The sequence below is a fragment of the Serratia sp. HNCC26DJ244 genome (assembly GCF_057180565.1).
Genome location: NZ_JBXUGO010000001.1, coordinates 282,055 through 302,346, shown reverse-complemented (window position 1 = coordinate 302,346; position 20,292 = coordinate 282,055). Strand labels below are relative to the sequence as shown.

General features: G+C 48.2%; 18 protein-coding genes and 1 pseudogene. 10 read left to right on the top strand and 9 right to left on the bottom strand.

All coding sequences use genetic code 11. The annotated features are described in order from the left end of the window. Positions 1 to 267: 267 nt before the first annotated feature. The 9 genes from AC2A06_RS01260 to AC2A06_RS01220 all read left to right on the top strand — a co-directional run bounded on the left by AC2A06_RS01260 (position 268) and on the right by AC2A06_RS01220 (position 10,399). A complete protein-coding gene (locus tag AC2A06_RS01260; protein WP_037387047.1) occupies positions 268 to 1,065 on the top strand; it encodes a DeoR/GlpR family DNA-binding transcription regulator in 798 nt (265 codons plus the stop codon). Between the two features lie 148 nt (positions 1,066 to 1,213). Beyond that, on the top strand, positions 1,214 to 2,287 hold the full coding sequence (locus tag AC2A06_RS01255; protein WP_023492630.1) for a zinc-binding dehydrogenase: 1,074 nt from the start codon (positions 1,214 to 1,216) through the stop codon (positions 2,285 to 2,287). 101 nt (positions 2,288 to 2,388) lie between these two features. Next, the gene (locus tag AC2A06_RS01250; RefSeq protein WP_484379099.1) at positions 2,389 to 3,303 is read left to right on the top strand and encodes an ABC transporter substrate-binding protein; all 915 of its coding nucleotides are present in this window, start codon (positions 2,389 to 2,391) and stop codon (positions 3,301 to 3,303) included. A 179-nt stretch (positions 3,304 to 3,482) separates the two neighbouring features. Further along, positions 3,483 to 4,964: a sugar ABC transporter ATP-binding protein gene (locus AC2A06_RS01245; RefSeq protein WP_484379098.1), complete on the top strand. Its 1,482-nt coding sequence runs from the start codon at positions 3,483 to 3,485 to the stop codon at positions 4,962 to 4,964. 69 nt (positions 4,965 to 5,033) lie between these two features. Further along, positions 5,034 to 5,960 carry an ABC transporter permease gene (locus tag AC2A06_RS01240; protein ID WP_051791322.1) on the top strand — a complete coding sequence of 309 codons (927 nt, stop codon included), beginning with the start codon at positions 5,034 to 5,036 and terminating at the stop codon, positions 5,958 to 5,960. Positions 5,961 to 6,000: 40 nt separating this feature from the next. Beyond that, the gene (locus AC2A06_RS01235; protein ID WP_484379097.1) at positions 6,001 to 7,476 is read left to right on the top strand and encodes an FGGY-family carbohydrate kinase; all 1,476 of its coding nucleotides are present in this window, start codon (positions 6,001 to 6,003) and stop codon (positions 7,474 to 7,476) included. Continuing rightward, the gene (locus AC2A06_RS01230) at positions 7,473 to 8,327 is read left to right on the top strand and encodes an L-ribulose-5-phosphate 3-epimerase (protein WP_484379096.1); all 855 of its coding nucleotides are present in this window, start codon (positions 7,473 to 7,475) and stop codon (positions 8,325 to 8,327) included. Before AC2A06_RS01235 ends, AC2A06_RS01230 begins: the two co-directional genes overlap by 4 nt. Before the next feature lie 23 nt (positions 8,328 to 8,350). Further along, positions 8,351 to 9,046, top strand: a complete 696-nt coding sequence (araD, locus tag AC2A06_RS01225) for an L-ribulose-5-phosphate 4-epimerase (RefSeq protein WP_484379095.1) — start codon at positions 8,351 to 8,353, stop codon at positions 9,044 to 9,046. Positions 9,047 to 9,391: 345 nt separating this feature from the next. Next, the gene (locus tag AC2A06_RS01220; RefSeq protein ID WP_484379094.1) at positions 9,392 to 10,399 is read left to right on the top strand and encodes a LacI family DNA-binding transcriptional regulator; all 1,008 of its coding nucleotides are present in this window, start codon (positions 9,392 to 9,394) and stop codon (positions 10,397 to 10,399) included. A gap of 145 nt (positions 10,400 to 10,544) precedes the next feature. Here the strand turns inward: AC2A06_RS01220 and AC2A06_RS01215 are convergent, their stop codons facing one another. From AC2A06_RS01215 to AC2A06_RS01175, 9 genes are all read right to left on the bottom strand, one after another. Next, on the bottom strand, positions 10,545 to 11,633 hold the full coding sequence (locus tag AC2A06_RS01215; protein WP_484379136.1) for an aminotransferase class V-fold PLP-dependent enzyme: 1,089 nt from the start codon (positions 11,631 to 11,633) through the stop codon (positions 10,545 to 10,547). Between the two features lie 45 nt (positions 11,634 to 11,678). After that, positions 11,679 to 13,031: a YhfT family protein gene (locus AC2A06_RS01210; RefSeq protein WP_484379093.1), complete on the bottom strand. Its 1,353-nt coding sequence runs from the start codon at positions 13,029 to 13,031 to the stop codon at positions 11,679 to 11,681. A 10-nt stretch (positions 13,032 to 13,041) separates the two neighbouring features. Next, positions 13,042 to 13,404: a DUF2620 domain-containing protein gene (locus tag AC2A06_RS01205; RefSeq protein ID WP_473195762.1), complete on the bottom strand. Its 363-nt coding sequence runs from the start codon at positions 13,402 to 13,404 to the stop codon at positions 13,042 to 13,044. A 35-nt stretch (positions 13,405 to 13,439) separates the two neighbouring features. Further along, positions 13,440 to 14,330: a phosphotriesterase-related protein gene (locus tag AC2A06_RS01200; protein ID WP_473195763.1), complete on the bottom strand. Its 891-nt coding sequence runs from the start codon at positions 14,328 to 14,330 to the stop codon at positions 13,440 to 13,442. Next, positions 14,327 to 15,562, bottom strand: coding sequence for a phosphopentomutase (locus AC2A06_RS01195; protein ID WP_484379092.1), 1,236 nt, complete (start codon positions 15,560 to 15,562; stop codon positions 14,327 to 14,329). The genes AC2A06_RS01200 and AC2A06_RS01195 overlap by 4 nt, the downstream gene beginning before the upstream one ends. Next, positions 15,555 to 16,730: a YhfX family PLP-dependent enzyme gene (locus tag AC2A06_RS01190; protein WP_484379091.1), complete on the bottom strand. Its 1,176-nt coding sequence runs from the start codon at positions 16,728 to 16,730 to the stop codon at positions 15,555 to 15,557. Before AC2A06_RS01190 ends, AC2A06_RS01195 begins: the two co-directional genes overlap by 8 nt. Before the next feature lie 78 nt (positions 16,731 to 16,808). Next, on the bottom strand, positions 16,809 to 17,189 hold the full coding sequence (locus AC2A06_RS01185; RefSeq protein ID WP_484379090.1) for a PRD domain-containing protein: 381 nt from the start codon (positions 17,187 to 17,189) through the stop codon (positions 16,809 to 16,811). 26 nt (positions 17,190 to 17,215) lie between these two features. Continuing rightward, complete coding sequence (yhfZ, locus tag AC2A06_RS01180) at positions 17,216 to 18,121, bottom strand: GntR family transcriptional regulator YhfZ (protein WP_484379089.1); 906 nt, start codon at positions 18,119 to 18,121, stop codon at positions 17,216 to 17,218. A 432-nt stretch (positions 18,122 to 18,553) separates the two neighbouring features. Next, positions 18,554 to 19,528, bottom strand: a complete 975-nt coding sequence (locus tag AC2A06_RS01175) for a hypothetical protein (RefSeq protein ID WP_484379088.1) — start codon at positions 19,526 to 19,528, stop codon at positions 18,554 to 18,556. Positions 19,529 to 19,765: 237 nt separating this feature from the next. On the opposite strand from AC2A06_RS01175, the pseudogene AC2A06_RS01170 reads away from it, so the two are divergent. Then, positions 19,766 to 20,135: pseudogene (locus AC2A06_RS01170) on the top strand (IS1 family transposase); the annotation flags it as partial. Positions 20,136 to 20,292: the final 157 nt, after the last annotated feature.

The following is a 20,292-nucleotide window of genomic DNA, read 5'->3' as shown; positions in this document are numbered from 1 at the left end:
CGGTCACAATCGGTCATAAAAATATGCCTGATTATGACCGAAGCCGTTTTACCTCGATTTTTTGCAACATTAAAAACCGGATAATTTGAGATACTAATCACAAAAAAATGCACACGGACTGTAAGGTAATAACATGAAGAAACGATCAGTCTCAAATGAAAGGGGATCAACATCATTGATATGATATTGTATGAGGCCAGTCACTTAACAGTATGGACAAAATTAGGTATTGTAGTCGTACACAAAATATAATAATCGAGAGCACTAATGCTGCAGGTTGAACGTCATATATTAATATTCAACCATATACAAAAAAATGGTTTTGCACAGGTTAAAGAATTATCAAATATATTTAACGTTTCTATTGAGACTATTCGTAGAGATTTAACCGTATTAGCAGCCAATAAGAAAATTGTTCGTAGCTTCGGCGGAGCAGCACTCCCTGAAAATAATGCTTTTACTGTTGAAGGTGACCATCCAACAGGGCTTAAACATTTTGTTGATAAAGCCGAATCTTTTCTTAAACGGACCCATGAAGGAACTGATTTTAAAACTAAAATAGCCAAGGCAGCGCTGCAACTTATTAAAGAAAATGATTGTATCATGATGGATAATAGTACGACCTGCTGGTTTATCGCCCGACAGATGCCGGATATTGATATCACCGTGATCACTAACTCATTGAATATCGTGCAGACATTAGCCTGTCGTAAGAAAGTCAGGATCATCAGCGTGGGTGGTGAGTACTCTGAACGACATGGTGACTTCCATGGGCCCGTGGCAGAAATGACAATTAAAAGTTTTAAAGTCAGTAAATTTTTCTTTTCCTGTCAGGGGATTGACTCTGAATATGCCATTAGAGATGGCAGTGAACTCAATGTCCGTTTAAAACAGGAAATGTTAAAAGTGACAGATAAAAAAATATTGCTCGCTGACTCCAGGAAATTTGACCAACACTCAATTTATAAAATTTGCAACCTGAGTGATATTGATGTGCTAATAACCAATAAACTACCAGCGGAAAAGTATCGATGTAAAGAAATTGAAACCATTGAAACAGATTAATCACTGAGCCAAATAGATTAATTTACTTGTAGTCTAAATTGCAGTCTGAATAATTCGAGTAGCATATATTCGTAAGGATATGGTGTTACCCGCTATATAGCCCATTCATTCGCTAAATAAAATGTCATCTGTGGACAAGAGGCTTGCTATGGAAAAATTACCTGAAAATATGAAAGCGGTTGTATGTCATGGTCCAAAAGATTATCGCTTTGAAAAAATTAACCGCCCAGTGGCAAAAGAGAGAGAAGTGGTTATAAAAGTCGATGGCTGTGGGATTTGCGCCGGTGACTGTAAAGCCAATGATGGCGCGCCGATGTTTTGGGGGGATGATCCTTGGGTAAAAACCCCGGTGGTGCCTGGCCACGAATTTTATGGTCGCGTGGCCGAATTAGGCCCAGGAGCTGCTGAAAAACATAAACTGAAAATTGGCGACCGTATTCTTGCTGAGCAGATTGTGCCTTGCAATGAGTGCCGTTTCTGTAAAACCGGTAAATATTGGATGTGTGAAGTTCATGATATTTACGGTTTCCAGAAAGACGTGGCAGACGGTGCGATGGCGGAATATATGCGCTTCTCTGAGCGGGCCATTATTCACCGCATTCCAGATAGCTTATCCGAAGCCGATGCGGCACTGATCGAACCGATGGCCTGCGCCATTCATACCGTGCGTCGCGGTGATATCGACCTGAACGACGTGGTGGTGATCGCCGGTGCCGGGCCACTGGGCCTGTGTATGGTACAGATCGCCCACCTGAAAACACCGAAAAAGCTGATCGTTATCGACACCATGGAAGACCGCCTGGCACTGGCGAAAAAGTTTGGTGCTGATGTGGTTATCAATGCAGCCAAAGAAGATGCCGTCAGCCTGGTCAAATCCATGACCGAAGGCTACGGCTGTGACGTCTATATTGAGGCCACTGGCGCCCCCATAGGTGTCACCCAAGGGCTGGAAATGATCCGCAAGTTAGGGCGTTTCGTTGAGTTCAGCGTATTTGGTAAAGAAACCACCGTTGACTGGTCAATTATCGGCGACCGTAAAGAGCTGGATATTCGTGGTGCTCACCTGGGCCCTTACAGTTATGACGTGGCGATTGACCTGTTCAGCCGTGGCTTGGCGACCGCTGAAGGCATTGTCACTCACTTCTACCCGATTGATGAATGGCAGCAAGCCTTTGATATGGCCAAATCACTGGATTCCATCAAAGTCGTTATAAACCCGTAAGTTGTTCAATCAGCCCAAGGAAGGGTACACAACCAAGCTCTCATTTATCGAGAGCGACAACAATAAACTCAATACCGCGTAGTGATATAAGGAGAAGTTACATGTTCAAGAAATTTAAATGCAAAACGTTATTGGTCGGCTTAATGTCCCTGGGGTTAATTTCAGGGGTCAATGCCAAACAATTAACTGTGGGTATGTCATTTCAAGAATTAAACAACGAATACTTTGTCACCATGAAGCAGTCCCTTGAGGCAGCCACCAACGATATCAATGCCAAATTATATACGGCTGATGCGGCGCACGATGTCTCCAAGCAAATCAGTGATATCGAAGATATGATTCAGAAAAAAATCGATATCCTGTTAATTAACCCTGCCGATAGTGTTGGCGCTGAAGCTGCCGTCCTTGCCGCGAAAAAAGCCGGGGTAGTGGTCGTCGCCATTGATGCACAAGCCAACGGCCCGATTGATTCCTTTGTCGGTTCCAAAAACTACGATGCTGGCTTTATTGCCGGTGAAAGCCTGGCTGCTGCATTAGGTAACAAAGGTAACGTCGCCATTCTGGATGGCATCCCGGTAGTCCCGATCCTTGAGCGTGTGCGCGGGTTTGAAGCGGCGATGAAAAAGCATCCCGATATCAAAATCCTGACTAAGCTGAATGGCAAACAAGAACGTGATACCGCCATGAGTGTCACCGAAAACATGCTGCAATCCAACCCTACCCTGAACGGTATTTTCAGCGTGAACGATGTCGGCTCTCTGGGCGCATTGGCAGCGATTCAGTCTGCTGGCCGTGATGTGAAACTGGTGAGTGTTGACGGTTCACCAGAAGCTGTGGCTGAAATTGCCAAAGGTAACACGCCGTTTATTGCCACCGCAGCGCAATTCCCACGTGATCAGGTGCGCATTGGTTTAGGCATTGCACTGGCTAAATATTGGGGTGCTAATATCCCAGCCACTATTCCCGTCGATGTTAAACTGATCGACAAAACCAATGCTAAAGATTTCCACTGGTAATTAATACATTGTCTGTCATACCCAATAAGGTTGCGAGCCACTCGCAGCCTTATATAAAAAAATTAGATTAAGGCAATAAAATCCACACTCTGAATAATTCAAGTGAATAGTATCGCCAACACCAGGGCAACTTAAAACTTGAATTATGAAGAGTATATTCTGACGGAGTGATATGTGTCATGAATTTACTGGAGATCAAGAACGTAAGTAAAGCGTTCCCCGGCGTAAAAGCGCTTGATAATATCAACATAACGCTAAAGCGTGGGGAAATTCATGCGCTGATCGGTGAAAATGGTGCCGGTAAATCAACATTAATGAAAGTGCTTTGCGGTATCTATCAACCAGATAGTGGCGCTATTTTTATCAACGATGAAGAGCAACACTTTAAAAATTATCGTGATGCTATTCGCGCCGGGGTGGGGATTATTTTTCAGGAGTTCTCTTTAATTCCTTACTTGAATGCCTACGAAAATATATTCTTGAACCGTGAAATAACCAATAGTTTTGGTTTACTTGATCGTAAAAAAATGCGTCAGGAAGCGCTAAGAATTTTTAATGAGTTGGGTGTTACGCTCAATCCCGATGAGCAAATCTGTCATCTCAGTGTTGCCGAGCAGCAATTCGTTGAAATAGCCAAAGCCTTGTCACTGGAGGCACGCATTCTGGTACTTGACGAACCTACCGCCACCTTAACCCCCAGTGAAGCCGAACACCTGTTCCGCGTGATGCGAGATCTCAAAGCCAAAGGGGTGGGGATGTTCTTTATCTCACACCATCTGGAAGAGATTTATGAGATCTGCGACAACCTGAGTATCCTGCGTGACGGCCAATATATTGGTTCCGCCCAAGTAGATAATGTCGATATTGCCACCATGATTCAAATGATGGTGGGCCGTGAGGTTGCGAATATTTATCCAGAAAAACGCACCCTGGGGCCGCGGGAAGTGATCCTGGATGCTGCAATTCAACTCACCAATGACAGCCCGCAGAACCGGCTGACGTTACGCAAAGGGGAAATATTAGGTCTGGCGGGGTTGGTCGGCTCAGGGCGTAGTGAAACTATTCTGGCGATGACCGGGGCCGATAAATGCTTTAATAAGAGCATTACCTTGTATGGTAAACCGACCACCATTAATTCCACCGCCCAGGCATTAAAACTGGGGATTGGTCTATTACCGGAAAGCCGTAAAACACAGGGGCTCATTCTGCCCTTTTCAGTTAAAGATAATATTTGGCTGAATAAACATTCGCTGCACCGTTTACTGATTAACGACTCACAAGAGTTAGCAACCACCAATAAATTAATCTCACATGTAGGGGTGAAAACCCCCGATGCCTGGACCATGGTCGGCACATTAAGTGGTGGTAACCAGCAAAAAGTGGTGATCTCTCGCTGGCTCAATCATGACATTAACATTCTTGTTTTCGATGAACCCACACGGGGTATTGATGTTGGCGCCAAGTCAGAAATATATCAGATCATGCGCAAACTCACGGAGCAAGGGATTTCTATCATCATGATTTCATCTGAGTTACCGGAAATTATTGGGGTCAGCGACCGGGTAATGGTTTTCCGTGATGGCAGTATCGCCGCTGAACTGGAAGGCGATGATATCAATTCGACATGCATCATGTTACATGCCGCCGGTAATATTATTTAGGGAGTAAAAATGAGTAATATCAATGTTTCTACTGAGAATATCGTCAAACCCCATAAACAAATTGGGGTGATGGCTCGATTAATGAAAACCCCGGCCTTCTTACCTTTTATTGGCTTGGTACTGTTATTCGGCTGTATGTCGATATTTAATGACTATTTCCTTACCATTGAAAACTTATCTACCGTTGCACGCCAAGTGTCGATTAACGCGATTATTGCTATTGGTATGACCTTCGCCATTTTAACTGGGGGGATTGACCTGTCAGTGGGTGCAGTGATGGCCTTATGTGGCACATTAATGGCTGGCTTAATGAAGTTCTATGGCCTTGACCCTTGGATGGCCATTTCGCTTGGATTACTGGCCGGTGTCGCATTTGGTTTCCTCAATGGCTTTTTAACTGCTTATGGGAAAATGCCCCCGATCATCGTTACCTTGGGGGCGATGATTATTGCCAAAGGGTTAGCACTGATTTACACCGGAGGTTATCCCATCGCCGGTCTGCCGGATTCCTTTGCCTTCTGGGGGCGGGAATATATTTTCGGTATCCAGGTTCCCATCGTGTTGATGGCACTGCTGTATATCATTTTCTATATCGTACTCAACCATATGCCTTTTGGCCGTTATGTTTACTCACTGGGGGGCAACGAAGAAGCCGCCAGGCTGAGTGGCTTACGGGTTAATTATTATAAATTGATGGTGTACGTCATCAGTGGTTTTACTGCCGGGTTCGCCGGGTTGATCTTTACCTCCCGGGTGATGAGTGGTCAGCCCAATGCTGGCGTTGGCTTTGAGCTTGATGCGATTGCTGCCGTGGTATTAGGGGGAGCGTCCATTGCCGGTGGTCGGGGCATGATTATTGGTACTTTGATTGGTGCCATGATGCTCGGTGTACTGAACAACGGCCTTAATCTGTTAGGTATTTCACCTTATGTTCAATATTTGGTTAAAGGCCTGATTATTTGGGGTGCGACCTTTATTAGCTCCAGTCGGCGTTAATCACGCTTTTTCCTAACAGCATCCAATTAAGGAAAAAATAATGAATTTCATCGGGATCGACATTGGTGGCACGGTGACCAAAGCGGGCATCTATGACGAAAAAGGTAACGAGGTGCATGTGGTCGCACAGTACGCCGAGGTTCTGTCAGAACAACCTGGGTTTACCGAACGCAATATGGATGAACTGTGGCAAACGGTCTGCCATGTGGTGAGAACAGTGATTGAACAAAGCCAGGTAGCTGCCGACAGTATTAAAGGCATTAGCTTCTCCTCTCACGGCAAAGGATTATATTCCATTGATAAACATGGCACGCCAGTGCGCAACGGTATTATCTCTTCCGATACTCGGGCACTTGATTATGTAAAAAAATGGTATCAGACCGGCATCGATAAACAGGCCTACCCTAAAGGTTTACAGCAGTTATGGACCGGGCACCCGGTCTCTTTACTAGCTTGGCTGAAAGATCATGAACCCGCCAATTACGATAAAATTGATGCTGTTTTGATGGTGCATGATTATATCCGCTTTAAATTTACTGGCGAAGTTAATGCAGAAATCACCAATATTTCTGGCAGCAATTTTTATAATCAACTCACTTCGCGTTACGACAGCGACATGATGGCGTTATTTGGCATCCCTGAAGTGGTGGATAAAACCGCCCCGGTGGTCAACTCCACAGATTGTGTCGGCTATGTAACCCCGAGTGCGGCACAAGAGAGCGGATTATGCACCGGTACCGCAGTTTTTGGTGGCTTCTTTGATGTGGTTTCATCAGCCATCGCCTCCGGCATTGATGATGATAAAACCTTAAGTGCGGTAGCCGGAACCTGGAGCATTGCCACCTCAGTTACCGACCGTATTGTCGAAAGTGACTACCCCTATATTTGGGGGAAATACTGTATCCCGGACAAATATTTTGTTCATGAAGGCAGCCCAACCTCTGCCAGCAATTTAAGCTGGTTTGTAAAACAATTCTTTAGCGACCAAGCCAACTGCTATCAAGAATTTGAACAGTGGATTGGGGAAAGCAGTGATAGCAACCTGGTCTTCCTGCCCTATCTGTTTGGTTCAAATTTAGCCATGGATCTGCAAGGTGGGTTAATTGGCTTAAGTGGTCATCACACCAAAAAAGATGTGCTCGCCGCTATTTATCGCGGCATTACCTTCTCTCATCTGGTGCACCAGGACCGGATTATCGCCCTCAATCCGGCTATCAATAAAATCCGTTTTACCGGTGGGCCCAGCCAGTCGAAAAAATGGACGCAGATGTACGCTGATGCCGCCAATCTGCCTCTCGAAGTGGTGGATATCGAACAAGCTGGCTGCCGAGCAGCCGCGTTATGTGCCGCAGTGGGCAAAGGTGTCTATGCCAGCTTCAGTGAAGCGATCGCCCAAACTCAACCTGAAGTGGTGATATTTGAACCTGACCAGCAACGCCACCAGCAATTGCGCGAAGGTTATAGCCGCTACTTGCAAGTGGCAGACGCTTTATCACAGGTAGGAGCGGTAAAATGACACCCAAAATAGGTATTTATGAAAAAGCGCTCCCTGATGACCTGAGTTGGGCCGAGCGTTTTGACCAGGCTGCCAACCTCGGTTTTAATTTTGTTGAAATGTCAGTGGATGAAAAACCCCATCGGCAAGCCCGATTACACTGGAGCCGCAATGAGCGGCTGGAATTTGTCGCAGCGAAAATCAATAGCGGCATGGATGTACCGAGCCTCTGTTTATCGGTCCATCGAGCCTACCCGTTCGGCAGTATCAACCCAGAAACACGTGAAAAAGCCCGTAGCTTAATGCTGGATGCACTGGCATTTGCCAGTCAGGTGGGAATCCGCAATATTCAGCTTGCAGGGTACGATGTCTATTATGAGCCCAGTAGCCCACAAACTCGCGAACTGTTTATTGAAGGGATCCACTGGGCAGTGGCTGAAGCGGCAAAAGCACAAATCATGCTTTCAGTAGAAATCATGGATACCGTGTTTATGAGTAATATTTCACGCTGGCTAGATTTAGAGAGCAAAATACGCAGCCCATGGTTTTGTGTCTACCCGGATGTCGGCAACTTAAGCGCATGGAATAATGATGTTGCCGCCGAATTAAGCAAAGGCATCGATAAAATTTCCGCTATTCATTTGAAAGATACCCAACAAGTTTCCCCTTTTTCTTTAGGGCAATTCCGTGATGTCCCTTTTGGTGAGGGTTGCGTCGATTTTGATCAGGTATTCCGCACACTCCATGCGCTTAATTATCGCGGTGCCTGGCTAATTGAAATGTGGGCGAAAAATGACGGCACAGATTTTAATCGTATTAAACAAGCCAAAGCGTGGTTAGAGAATAAATATCACCGTGCTTTCTTAAATTAAAAATTTTATTTCTGGAATTTATCATGTTACCTGAACTTAAAAACGCTGTTTTTGAGGCAAACCTGGCTTTGCCAAAACATCACCTGGTCACTTTTACCTGGGGTAATGTGAGTGGTATTGATCGTCAACAAGGGTTGGTCGTCATAAAACCCTCAGGAGTTGAATATTCGACAATGACTGCGAACGATATGGTTATTGTCGATCTGGAAAGTGGCAACGTCGTTGAAGGGGATTATAAACCCTCATCAGATACCGCCACCCATTTGGCTCTCTACCGCGCCTATCCTTCACTGGGGGGAATTGTCCATACCCATTCGCGGCACGCCACCATTTGGGCCCAGGCGGGGTTGCCATTGGCCGCCATGGGCACCACCCATGCCGACTATTTTTATGGTGACATCCCCTGCACGCGCCCGTTGACTGACCAAGAGATCGCTCAGGATTACGAGGCCAATACCGGGCAGGTAATTATTGAAACGCTACGCGAGATGAATATCGACCCATTAGCGATCCCCGCCGCACTGGTGCAGGGTCATGGCCCTTTCGCCTGGGGTTCTAACCCGGATAACGCGGTGCATAATGCCGTGGTGCTGGAAGAGATCGCCTATATGAATATGTGGACGACTAAATTGGCCACTCAGCCAGTGTCATTTCCCCGTACTCTGCTTGATAAGCATTTCCTACGTAAACATGGGGCTAATGCTTATTATGGGCAATGACCCCTTAATATCGGGTCCGACAGTGGAAAGTTTCGGTCGCCCAATGTTTTTTATCTTATGAAGGTTAAATAACTGCTCTTAATACCGCTCAATTTCGTGCTCTAGTTCAGTGAGAGTGATGCGGAACGCCGACACGCCGTGAACCCCTCCCTGGGGGCTCGTATCGCGCATCCCTGCGCTCAACGGTCGGCTAACCTGCACCACTCTCACTTTCAGCGCAAGCTGCGGTTATTTAGTTCCTGCGACCAAAACCCGCCCATTATCTCTGTTGATTCAATCAAGTTGCCTCCCCTTGATTTTGCTGTCAGTCTACCTAACGCAAGTGAACTAAAAAGAGAACACAGCGTGACGCAACGGGGAAAAAGCAAAAAAACCACTATTTATGATCTGGCTGAACTGCTGGGGGTATCGCCAACAGCGGTGAGTTCCGTGCTGAACGGCAACTGGAAAAAACGCCGTATCAGTGCCCAGTTGGCAGAAAAGATTACCCGTGCCGCTGAGGAACAAGGCTATGCGCTGAATAAACAAGCCAGCCTGCTGCGTAGCGAGAAATCAAAGATTATCGGCATGATCGTGCCCAAATACGATAACCGCTACTTCGGTTCTATTGCCGAACGCTTTGAGGTAATGGCCAGGGAACGCGGATTATTCCCGATTATCACCTGTACCCAACGCGACCCAGCATTAGAAATTGCCGCCGCTCGCACCATGCTCTCTTACCAGGTGGACTGGCTAATCGCCACCGGTGCCACTGACCCGGATAAGATCACCACACTCTGCGCATCCCTTGGCGTGCCCTCCATTAACCTCGATTTACCCGGCAAACTGGCTCCCTCGGTGATTTCTGATAACTATGCTGGGGCCAAGGAGCTGACACGCCGCACACTCACCCACTGCCGCAAGCGCTACGGCACAGCCAAACCGCTTGTTTTTATTGGTGGCCGTGGCACTGATCACAACACTCAAGAGCGGCTCAGGGGCTTCACCGATGCGCACCGGGAGTTAGATCTGGAGGTCGATAAACAGCAGATTCTCACCTGCGGTTATGCGGCTGAAAAAGCGGAAACCGCCCTCAGCCAGTGGATGGCGCAAAGCACCACGCCTATCTATGGTTTATTCGTCAACTCGACAATCTCGCTGGAAGGGGTGGTGAAATGGCTGGATGCATCAGGCAGCAGTACGCCACACCCGCTGATCGGTTGCTTTGACTGGGACCCGTTTGTGGCACTGCTGGATCACGAAATTGAAATGGTCAGGCAAGATGTCCCGGCCATGTTAGATGCGGTATTTGAAATCATTGATAACAACCGTACCGCGATCACCTGCCAGCAAATTATGCCGCAGATCATCTAGCTCGCTGTTCTTAATAGTAAGCAGGGCGGAGTGCTATCACTTCCACCACCCTAGTGCTTGAAGTGAGCTCGGTTCTTTGAGTATTGCCCGATATCTCTGGATTATAGGGGCACAATTAGCGCCCCTATATATGGCATAGGGAATCTCAACAGACGACTTGGCAACTCTCCTGCAGAATACGAATAATGCTATCCGCACCACTGCGATTGGGGTTAATCCTGATCATCCGCTGTTCCAGCGTCGGGTCTGACTGGCGGAAAGTGCCAGAGACGCGATAAAACAGCGGCGGGATCTCATATTTGGATTCAGCCCCTACCGGATAAGGCAACGCCCCCAACAGCTGGGCATGTGACAGCACCGCTGCCGCAATGGGTTGGTGAAATTCCACCAGCAACACCTTGGATTGTGCATTAGCCAGAAATGCCTGTTTGACCTGGGGAATTTCACCCTGATTCAAACGGCGCACCAACTCCTCATTCACCCGCGCCTGAACCGCATGCATCACCGGGGCAAAGGTCAAGCCACGCAATACCGCCATCGCCTGATGCCCCTGGATTTGACTACCGCCGGAGTACATGCTGTTACGGATAGCGGTGATCACCGATTGCTTACCCACCACCACACCTACCCCTTCCGGGCCAAACAGCTTAAAACTGGAGAAAGTGGACACCGTCGCCCCTAACTCACAGCCAATCTGTGCCACCTTCATCACCGCGTAGTTATCATCCACCAGCGTGGGAATAGCCAGTTGATCCAATTGACTGAGCACCGCCGCCAACTCATAGCTATCGTCAATTTTCTGACGAGTATGTTGCACCAATGCCGCCACTGGGCGGTGCTCGCACACCGCTGCCGCCAGTTGCTCCGCTTGATTAAAATCAGCCCGAATCAACTTTAACCCCATTTGTTCGGCAATCACCAAACTAGTGGGGTAAACCGGTGCATCATGAACTAACAGGCTATCACCGGTTTTCAGCAACGCCGCCAAGCCACAGCGAATCGCCCCAGTCCCCGCACCACTCACCAAGGCCGCCGCTTCGGCAGAAAAAAACTCGGCAATCACCGCTTCAACCTGCCGGGTAATCCGCGGCTGATTTAGCCCCGGCGCCAGCCCCAAATCACCCTGAGTCAAAAACTCAGCCCCTGGGAAATGCCGGCAAATGGTATCCACCAGCCGGAACTGAGCCTGCTGTGCCTGCTCCATATCCATACTGGTGAGCGGAAACGTTCTGATCATGATTCACCTCTGTGCACTGTCGTACTATCAGCCAACGTACTATCAGCCAAGACCGACAATATGAATAACATTCGCCAATATCCCGACGATAATGGTGGCAATCGGGCCGATCGCCATCTCAACCAGTGGCCGTTTCGAGGTGCGGTTCAGCAAGTACAGACCCGCTACCACCATAAAGCCCATTCCCGGCAGGATGGCGTTTGAGGCAATCATCCCCCCCACCAACAATGACACTTCCAGCATCCGCGTGATGGCGGTACGAATATGGTCACCACAGGCTTTAACACCCGGGTATTTATCCAGGCCGATGGCGATTTTGGTCAGCAGTTGGATCTCCATCAACATAATGACGCAACCGGCAACAAAGGCGATCCACGGGTTATTAGTAGCAAGACCGGCAACAAACACAAACTTCATACCATCCGGGCTGTAAACACCGGTGGCAATGGCCGTCATCCCCACCAAAGGCACGAAACTGATAGCACGGGCCAATGCCACCAACATGGCACTGTGTTGTTCGCCATGGGCCATCAATTGCAACGACACCGGCCCTTCCGCCAACAGACTAAATGACATGGTGGCCGCCACTGCGGTCAAACCGCCACTGAGCACCAGCAACCATTTGTTCTTTTGAATACGGGCGATACGGCTGGAAAACAGCCCCACCAGCATCTCATTGGCACCGGGTTGCTGGGTGCCCCCTTCGACCTGCGCCGGGCGCTCTTTCATGGCGAAATAGAACATCGCCAACATGGAAAGCAGCAACGCAGTGCCGTTAGGATCCAGTTTCACCGGTTTGGCAATCAGGCCACCAAAGCTCAGGCTACCGATAGATTGTGTTGCCAGATACCCCACCAGCGTTGCCAGCAGCACCCAAATCCCTTTACGGTAACCATACTGATAACCCACCACAATGGCCGGGAATAGCGCAAAGCAGGCGACAATCGGGTCACCGACTTTGCCCAGGTTATCCATAAAGTTAACCGGCATATGGCTGAACAGCTCCACCACCGAACGCAAACCCGTCATCAGGGCGATAGCATAGAGTGCACCAATAATACCGGATGCTATCAATCCCTTGCGGCTATCCGCACACCAAACACCGATCACGTCAGTACCCAGCAGCAGGCTATGCACCAGAATAATCGGTGCCGCCAGGGAAAATGGCAGCCCGAAGCCAATAATCAGCCCGAAGCTCAGGGCAAAACTGGTGGCGGCAAGCGCTTTACGGCTCATGCGCCCTTCCAGATATTCTGGTATCAGTGGGCGCAGACCATCATGGAATACCGCAATCCCGCGGTTAGCCATCATGGCGGAGATCGCACCAATCACGGCCAACAACCCCGCTTTCATCGGGTCGATCTCAATCAACCGCATTAAAAATGAGTGATCCATAGCTAAAACCTCAGTTAGGGAACAGCGTGTTAATGATCACCGGTACCACCACATCAATATCCTGACCGGTAAAGCCGAAAGCGACTTTACCCGCCTTGATATGGGCGACAATTTCCGCTTCAGACAGGATCTTGCCGGGCATACCCACCGTGACACATTTATCCATCCCCGCAATGGCAATCGCCATCGCCAGTGCACCGCCACCGCCGGTATTACAGGCACCCAGATAGATATCCGCCTGCCCACTTTTGAGGCTCATCGCCGCTTCAATATCATTCATAATGCTGACGGATGTTGCTTTATCGCCTGCCAGACGGCGCACCGTATCAGCAATTTTTTCTTTTTCAATCTGGCCACCAATAACAAATTTCATCTGTTTTCCCTTTTTTTATTCAGCGTAAGTAGCGATCAGTTAAAAAACCGCGCCGGATTGTCACGTAACATCAAATCCACATCTCGTTGCGAAAAACCAGCCTCAAGCAACATCGGCACAAAGGTGTGCAGCAGGTAGGCAAAACCAATCCCACCATTACCTTTGAGATGCGAGCGCCGGGTAATATCCATAGACAGCATCACTTGCCCCAGTTGACCGCGTTCGGCAATAGCTTGCAGCATCGCCACCCGCTTACTGTCTGGGTAATAGTTATTTTTACCAATGGTGTCGAATTGCACCCAGGCACCTTGGTCAAGAATCGGCAAAATGGTGGCGAGATTGTCGCTCAGGTCGCAATGCCCAATCACAATATGCTGGGCGGCAACCCCCAAACTTTTCAGCAGTTGTAACTGCTCATAACCCATGGTGCTGAGGGTAGTATGGGTGGAGATCGGCCTGCCCGTCTGTTGGTGGGCCAGTGCTGCGGCGGCAAACACCCGCCGCTCCTCATCGGTAATCTTCCCCCGGCTGGTGCCAATTTCAGCAATCACACCGGCTTTCATGCTAGTGCCATCAATCCCCTGCTCAATCTCAGCGCACATCTCAGCGGCAATTTGCTCCACACTCAGTTGTGCCAGATGAGCGGGATAAAACGCCTGCTGGTAATAGCCGGTGGAGGCGACAATGTTCATGCCGCTATCACGCATCAGCGCCTGGAGAAACTCGGCATCGCGCCCCATATAGCGGTTGGTCATTTCGACAATATTGCGCACCCCCAGGGCAAACAGCTCACGCATCTCCTGGCAAATCAGCTCATATTGATCCAACTTGCAGTCGATATCGTTTTTGCCACCAGAAAGGTCAATATGCAGATGCTCATGCACATAGGTGTAACCGCTGCTATCAATCCAGGTTGTGCTGCTCATAAGGGGCTCCTGAGTGAATCATCGTGCTGGATCAGCGGTAAGAATGAGCTGCCATGTTGTGGTGCCGGGGCGTGAAAGAAATCGCACACCGTGGCACCAATATCAGCCAAGCTGCTACGCAAGCCAAAATCCCCCGTGGGAGCCCCTGGGGAATAAACCAGCAGCGGTACCCTTTCCCGGGTGTGTTTGCTATGACCAATGGTCGGATCATTGCCATGATCGGCGGTCACTATCAGGCAGTCGCCCTCGCCAATGGCCGGTAAGATGTCCGCCAGATAGCGATCCACCAGTTGTAAACGGTCAAGATAACGCTCGACACTCTGGGCATGCCCCGCAAGGTCGGTTTCCTGAATATTGGTGCAGATAAAACAATCCCCCGGCTTTTGCAGCTCCGCCAGCGTGATGGTTAAAATCGTCTGGCTATCCACCAGATCGAGATAATTGGTGCCGTGAGGGTTTTCCACAATATCGGCGACTTTCCCAATCAATACTGTGCTGATACCCACCTGATGCAGTTTTTCTGGCACCTGCACCGCCGCATTGACGCCGTACCCCATATGCAGCACTTGGAAGCCGTTTTCATAGGCACCGGAGGCCGGAGCATTGATGCCGATATATTGACCCTGCTTGCTCTCCGCCGCCTGATGAATGCGCTGGTTATCTCCAATCAAGCCACCAAAGGCAATCACCCGGGCAACCTTGACCTGCTCACGCACAATGCGGCCCATTTTTTTCACTTGATCAAACGGGATTAGCGTCAGGTTAGCGGTGAGATTAAATACCAGCCCCAGATCGGCTTCGATATTATCCCCCACGGCCACCGCATCATTCACCCACAGATATTGCAGTGGGTTCCCCTTGCGCTCCACCTGATAGCCCGCCTGTTGCAGCGCCGCTTCAACCTGATCAATCACCGCTGAAAAAGGAATACAGAGTGGCGCTTGCGGCCGGGTACCCATAATCTCCTGGTGCCCCATAAAGGTATCCCCCCCTTCATGCTGCAGGTTGGCCCGGCCAAACAACGCACTGGCACTGGGTTGCATCACATTGGCTTGAAAACCCAATGCATTAATCAACCCCAAGCGCTCCAACATCGGCAGACGAACATCCAGGTTGGCCTGCAAAATATGCGCACAGGTATTGGCCCCCAGGTCCTGTGGCCGCTGCTGTGCCACATCGTCCATGGCACCAATACCGAAACTATCAATCACCAGCACCAGAAACTTAGCCACAGGCGTTCCCCTTCTTCATATTGCCCAGGCTGTCGTAGATCCCTTCCAGCCTCAGTTCGCCGCTGGCAACACCGGACACCAGTGCCACATCGCTGCGGGTAACAAAAATTTGGGTACGGAAGCACATCACCACCGGGCTACCGATGGGGTAAACCCCGGATAAACCGATATGATAATCAATGCTTGAATCATCCGGCGGTTGCACTGTTGCCCGCTGCCATAAACCGTTTTCATCAGTGGCCACTAATGCCTGCTGGAGATGCCCACGGCGATAGTAGCCGCCACCATAGCAGTAGCTGTTACCAGCAAAATGATGGGAAACCTCGGTGAGATAGAGCATGGCAATCTGCTCTGGCTGTTCCCCAGTAATATTGGCGGGGATGGTGCCAGTTAGCGCATGGCCCGGTTCGCTATGGGTCGCCCCCTGTTGTGCCAACAGCGGCAAGGTGGTGCAACTGGCGGCAGAAGGCGCGTTGATCTGCTTGATGTCCTCACCGCTTTGCTGCAATTGCTGGCTGGCTCGCAGCAGCGTTTGCAGATTATGAGTGGGTAAGGTTTGCTGCAATTGCGGATCCCACAACAGACAAGGGAAGTGAGTCACCCCTTGCAATACTAACCCTGGCATCGCCGCGATTTGTGCCGCGACATCCGGCAATTGTTCCAATGCAAAACCCGCTTCCTGCCCCGGATAGAGCATATCTCCCTCGGCAAAGACCTTCAACATCACCGGCTGAACCATCCCTAACTGCTGGGCATGTGCCGAAATTTTGGCCGCTTTTTCCAGCGAGAACAGCGTGATCACCTCTGGGCGCTGCGCCAATATTTGCGGGATCAAGTTATCGGGGATCTGCACCAGGTGCCCAACGTGACACAGCGGCACACCGGCAGCAGCAAGCTGCTGTGCCTCACGGAAATCCACCGCCACCACGCCACGGTAACCCAATGCCACCAAGCGTTTCGCCAACCAAGGGTTACGACCAATCTGCTTGGTCATTAGATAGAGTTCCATGCCACAGGCCTGAGCGGTTTGCAGCAGCAGACGGGCATTAGCGATAACCCTATCAACATCAATGATATAGGTATCAGGTGAAATCAGCCCCTGAGCCCATAACGCCCTGGCGGCATCAATCAGCCGGGGGTTTTGTTTTTGCAGTGCATTAATAAACATATTTTCCCTTCTGCAGCCCTGATGGTCGTCACTGTTTAATTTTCATTAATGTGAATATTTAAATCACAAAACAGTGCGCTAGTGCTCACCCTGCTCCTGCCGCTGCAATAAACTATGCTGTAATAAACTATAGAGATTAGCCAACAAGTAACCTTCTTCATTAGGGTGTACTTGATGACCGGAAACTTGTAACAGATCCTGATGGATTAACCGCAGTTGCGGATAACATTCTGCCTCGCGGATCTCTTGCAGCAGTTCTTCATCCAAGCCCTGAATCACCACATCTTGCTTGGAGCGCATTAACGCACTGGCCATATGGGTCAGCGCCATAATCCCCTGATCATTGCGCACCGTAATTGACCAGCGGTTCTCCAGCGCATCCAGCACTTTGAGCATGCCATCACGCACCTCACTATCAATCACCCCACCCAGACAGAGCAGTTGTAATCTTTGTTCCACGGTTATTCCTCAATAATGGTTATCTCTTAATACACAGGTCTAATATCGCCAGCAACCACATGCTGCTGGTGTTGTAACAGCCGGTTGCGATCCACCAGGGTGTGTAACAACTGCTGCATTTGCACATCATTTGGCCGGGTGAGGATCACCGCCTCTGACGCGCTGGTAAAACACTCATCACCACGGAGGGATTCAGTCACCAACCCCAGTGGGGTCAAATCATCATCATGGCCGACGTTCCAGATGGCAGCATCAATATCACCGCTAACAATCTGCTTCAGGCACTCATGGTAAGAGATCTCCACCAGCGTGATCGGCTGCCCGGCAAAAAAGGCGGCGGTCATGATTTTCTGGTCCGCAGAGGCGCTGTCTATCCCCACTTTGCGGATGGTGTCCCGTTCACCGCGCCGATAAATCAGTTGGTGCTGCTCAGTGTAACTGTGCTCCCCCAAGGACAACGCCACCTGCACCTGTTGCCGTTTAACGTAACTTTCTGCGGCTAATCGGGAGGTCACCGCCAAATCGTAAAGGCCATTCAGCAAACACTCGATACGGACATCCGAACCACGCATATGGGCAAAATAAAAAGAGATATCGGCAAACTGGGCTTTCAAACCGCTGGCCAACCCTTCATAAATACGGGTATAAGGCAGCGGCATCGCACAAACCACATTACCGATATTGGCATGTTTCAGCAGCACCTTCTGGTCAGCGGTAACAATAAAGCTGCCATTACGCCCACGGCGTTCAATGCCAATCGCCCCCGCCTGCTCCAGGCTCTTTAACGCGCCCTGCATCAGCCCGACCGATAAGTCGCTCTCTTTCGCCAAGGCATCGATGGTTTTCAGCCGGTTACCTGGCTGTTCGGTTAACAGATAACGGGCCAGAAACGACTGGGCAATGCCCTCTTTTTTTATAAATTTATGGTTCATTTTGTCATTTTTCTCGGTATTGATTTTATATTCATAAAAATGAATATAAAGGTCAACACTAGAATCCCCAAAGAGAGAGCGGGGTCACAATCGTGTTTGCGAAGGGGGATGGGTGGGATAAGTTGATTGTCTGGAATTTAATAAACTTTACGTTAAGATTAATGGAATATGGTAGCCCCATATATCTGTTCTTATCGTGGCAGATTTCGGTCGCCTCATGTGGTTCATCCCATGAACTGGTTGTGCCTGCGACCGAATCAGGGGCCAAAGGCGTGGCCCCTGATAACCCGCGACCAGCTGGAATGTATGAAGAGGATATCGAGCATGGATGCTATTTTTATTACGAAGCAAAACATTGAATATTTTACCAGAATGTTTAGAACTATGAGGCGATGCTGCATTGTACTTGCAGCATCATCGTCCGGAAAAAACCTATTGGGATAGTCTCTTATTTAATATTAATTTTTTCATTGTTTTTTTATATAACACCTCTAACTCTGAGGTTAGTAAAACATTAGAAAAAACATTACCCACTTCATTACGCAACGTTGAAAAATGCAGATCTCCAGTAATCAAATAATCCATATAGTAACAGTATAAAGCATGCATACAGTCATGGATAAGCCCCCTACTATTACTATTCTCCATGGAAAATTGATTTTTAGCCATTAATGCCATTTCAACTACCGGCCCTCTTATCATCAATGAAGGGTATTCTTCTAGAATATGTTCAAAACGCTCGACTATATCATCTATTTTTTTATCTTTCCAAAAACAAACAAGAGGAGGTTTTTGGATATCAAAACCAATACAAAGAAAGAAGAAAATAAAAACAAGTGAAATTTTATAAACTAGCTGATGCTCATTGATAGTGTCATTGTTGAGATTTAACTTTTTTGATACATTAATCATCGCAACGTGGAACATATCCTTTTCATAATCGTAAGAGTCATCTTTGATGCAACACATGTCGCCTATTATTTTTTTTAATTTTTTTGATAATTGACGATGTTGCTCTGTGATATACCTTATCTCTTTGGAATCTATAGGGATATTTTTACTGATTTCTTTATGGATGTTTGTCCATGTTCTCCCCATATCGATGGTGGTATACGGTTGTTTCCTGAATGATAATTTATCACTACTAGGGCACCCAGATAAAATATAGGATAATAGTATCTCTGTAGGTGACTTTATTAATTTAGGGGCACAGTTGAATTGCGCCCAGTATATCAAATAATCACGACGCCCCTCATCTCTAGTAAGCAATATTTCCCATAAGGTCACTGGGGATAAATATAATTCAATGCCGAGATTTTCTTTTAACTTTTCAATTAATTCGAAATCACATGATTTATCTGCTAGGAAATTCAATCCCGATGTATCCAAGTAATACAGGCTGTTCATTTTATACCTCAAAAATAGTGATGGGTATTTATATTATTATATGGAATATCTATGAGTGATACCATAGGTATCTCGAAAATTCAGATAATAAGTACAACGCTCAGTCATGATGGTAAGGCGTGGGTTAGCTGATGAGGTTCTGTCGTATTAAACCAGTAACCAATTGAATTACCGTATTGAAAATCGATTCGTAATGCAGACTTGGTATTTTTGTAATTTTTGCCCTTTGGATGATTGATGGTAAAAATTGATGTGGTTTGTCCCCGTTGCTCTGAAACTCAGGGCGTTATCCGAAACGGTCATTCCATTCAGGGGCCTGTAACCCGTGTCTGGAGACCTTTCAGCTCCACTATCGCTACTACGGGGCTAAACCCGATATCCTCAAACTATTCGGCTCTGAATGCTGCGATACGGCAAGGGTACTGCGGATAATAAATCTCAACCCCGTTCTCCGTCATCTAAAAAACTCGCACCGCATCAGGTAGCACAAAACGTTGAGCTAGGGGTAGAAATCGTTATCTGCTGTGAAACCGATGAACAGTGGGCTTATGTCCGCTGTAAAGGCAATCAGCACTGGCTGTTTTATGCCTATCACCATATCCGAAAGCTCGCCATGCTGTTATCACGAGAGGAGTATCACTTACGCGGCGCGGCCTGAGTGACAACCGGTGTAAAAGAGTGCATGGTGTACAGGCGATGTGACTTATCGCCTGCACTGAAAATCGACCATAATAGTAACCATTCATAGAAACTAAGTTGCTGTA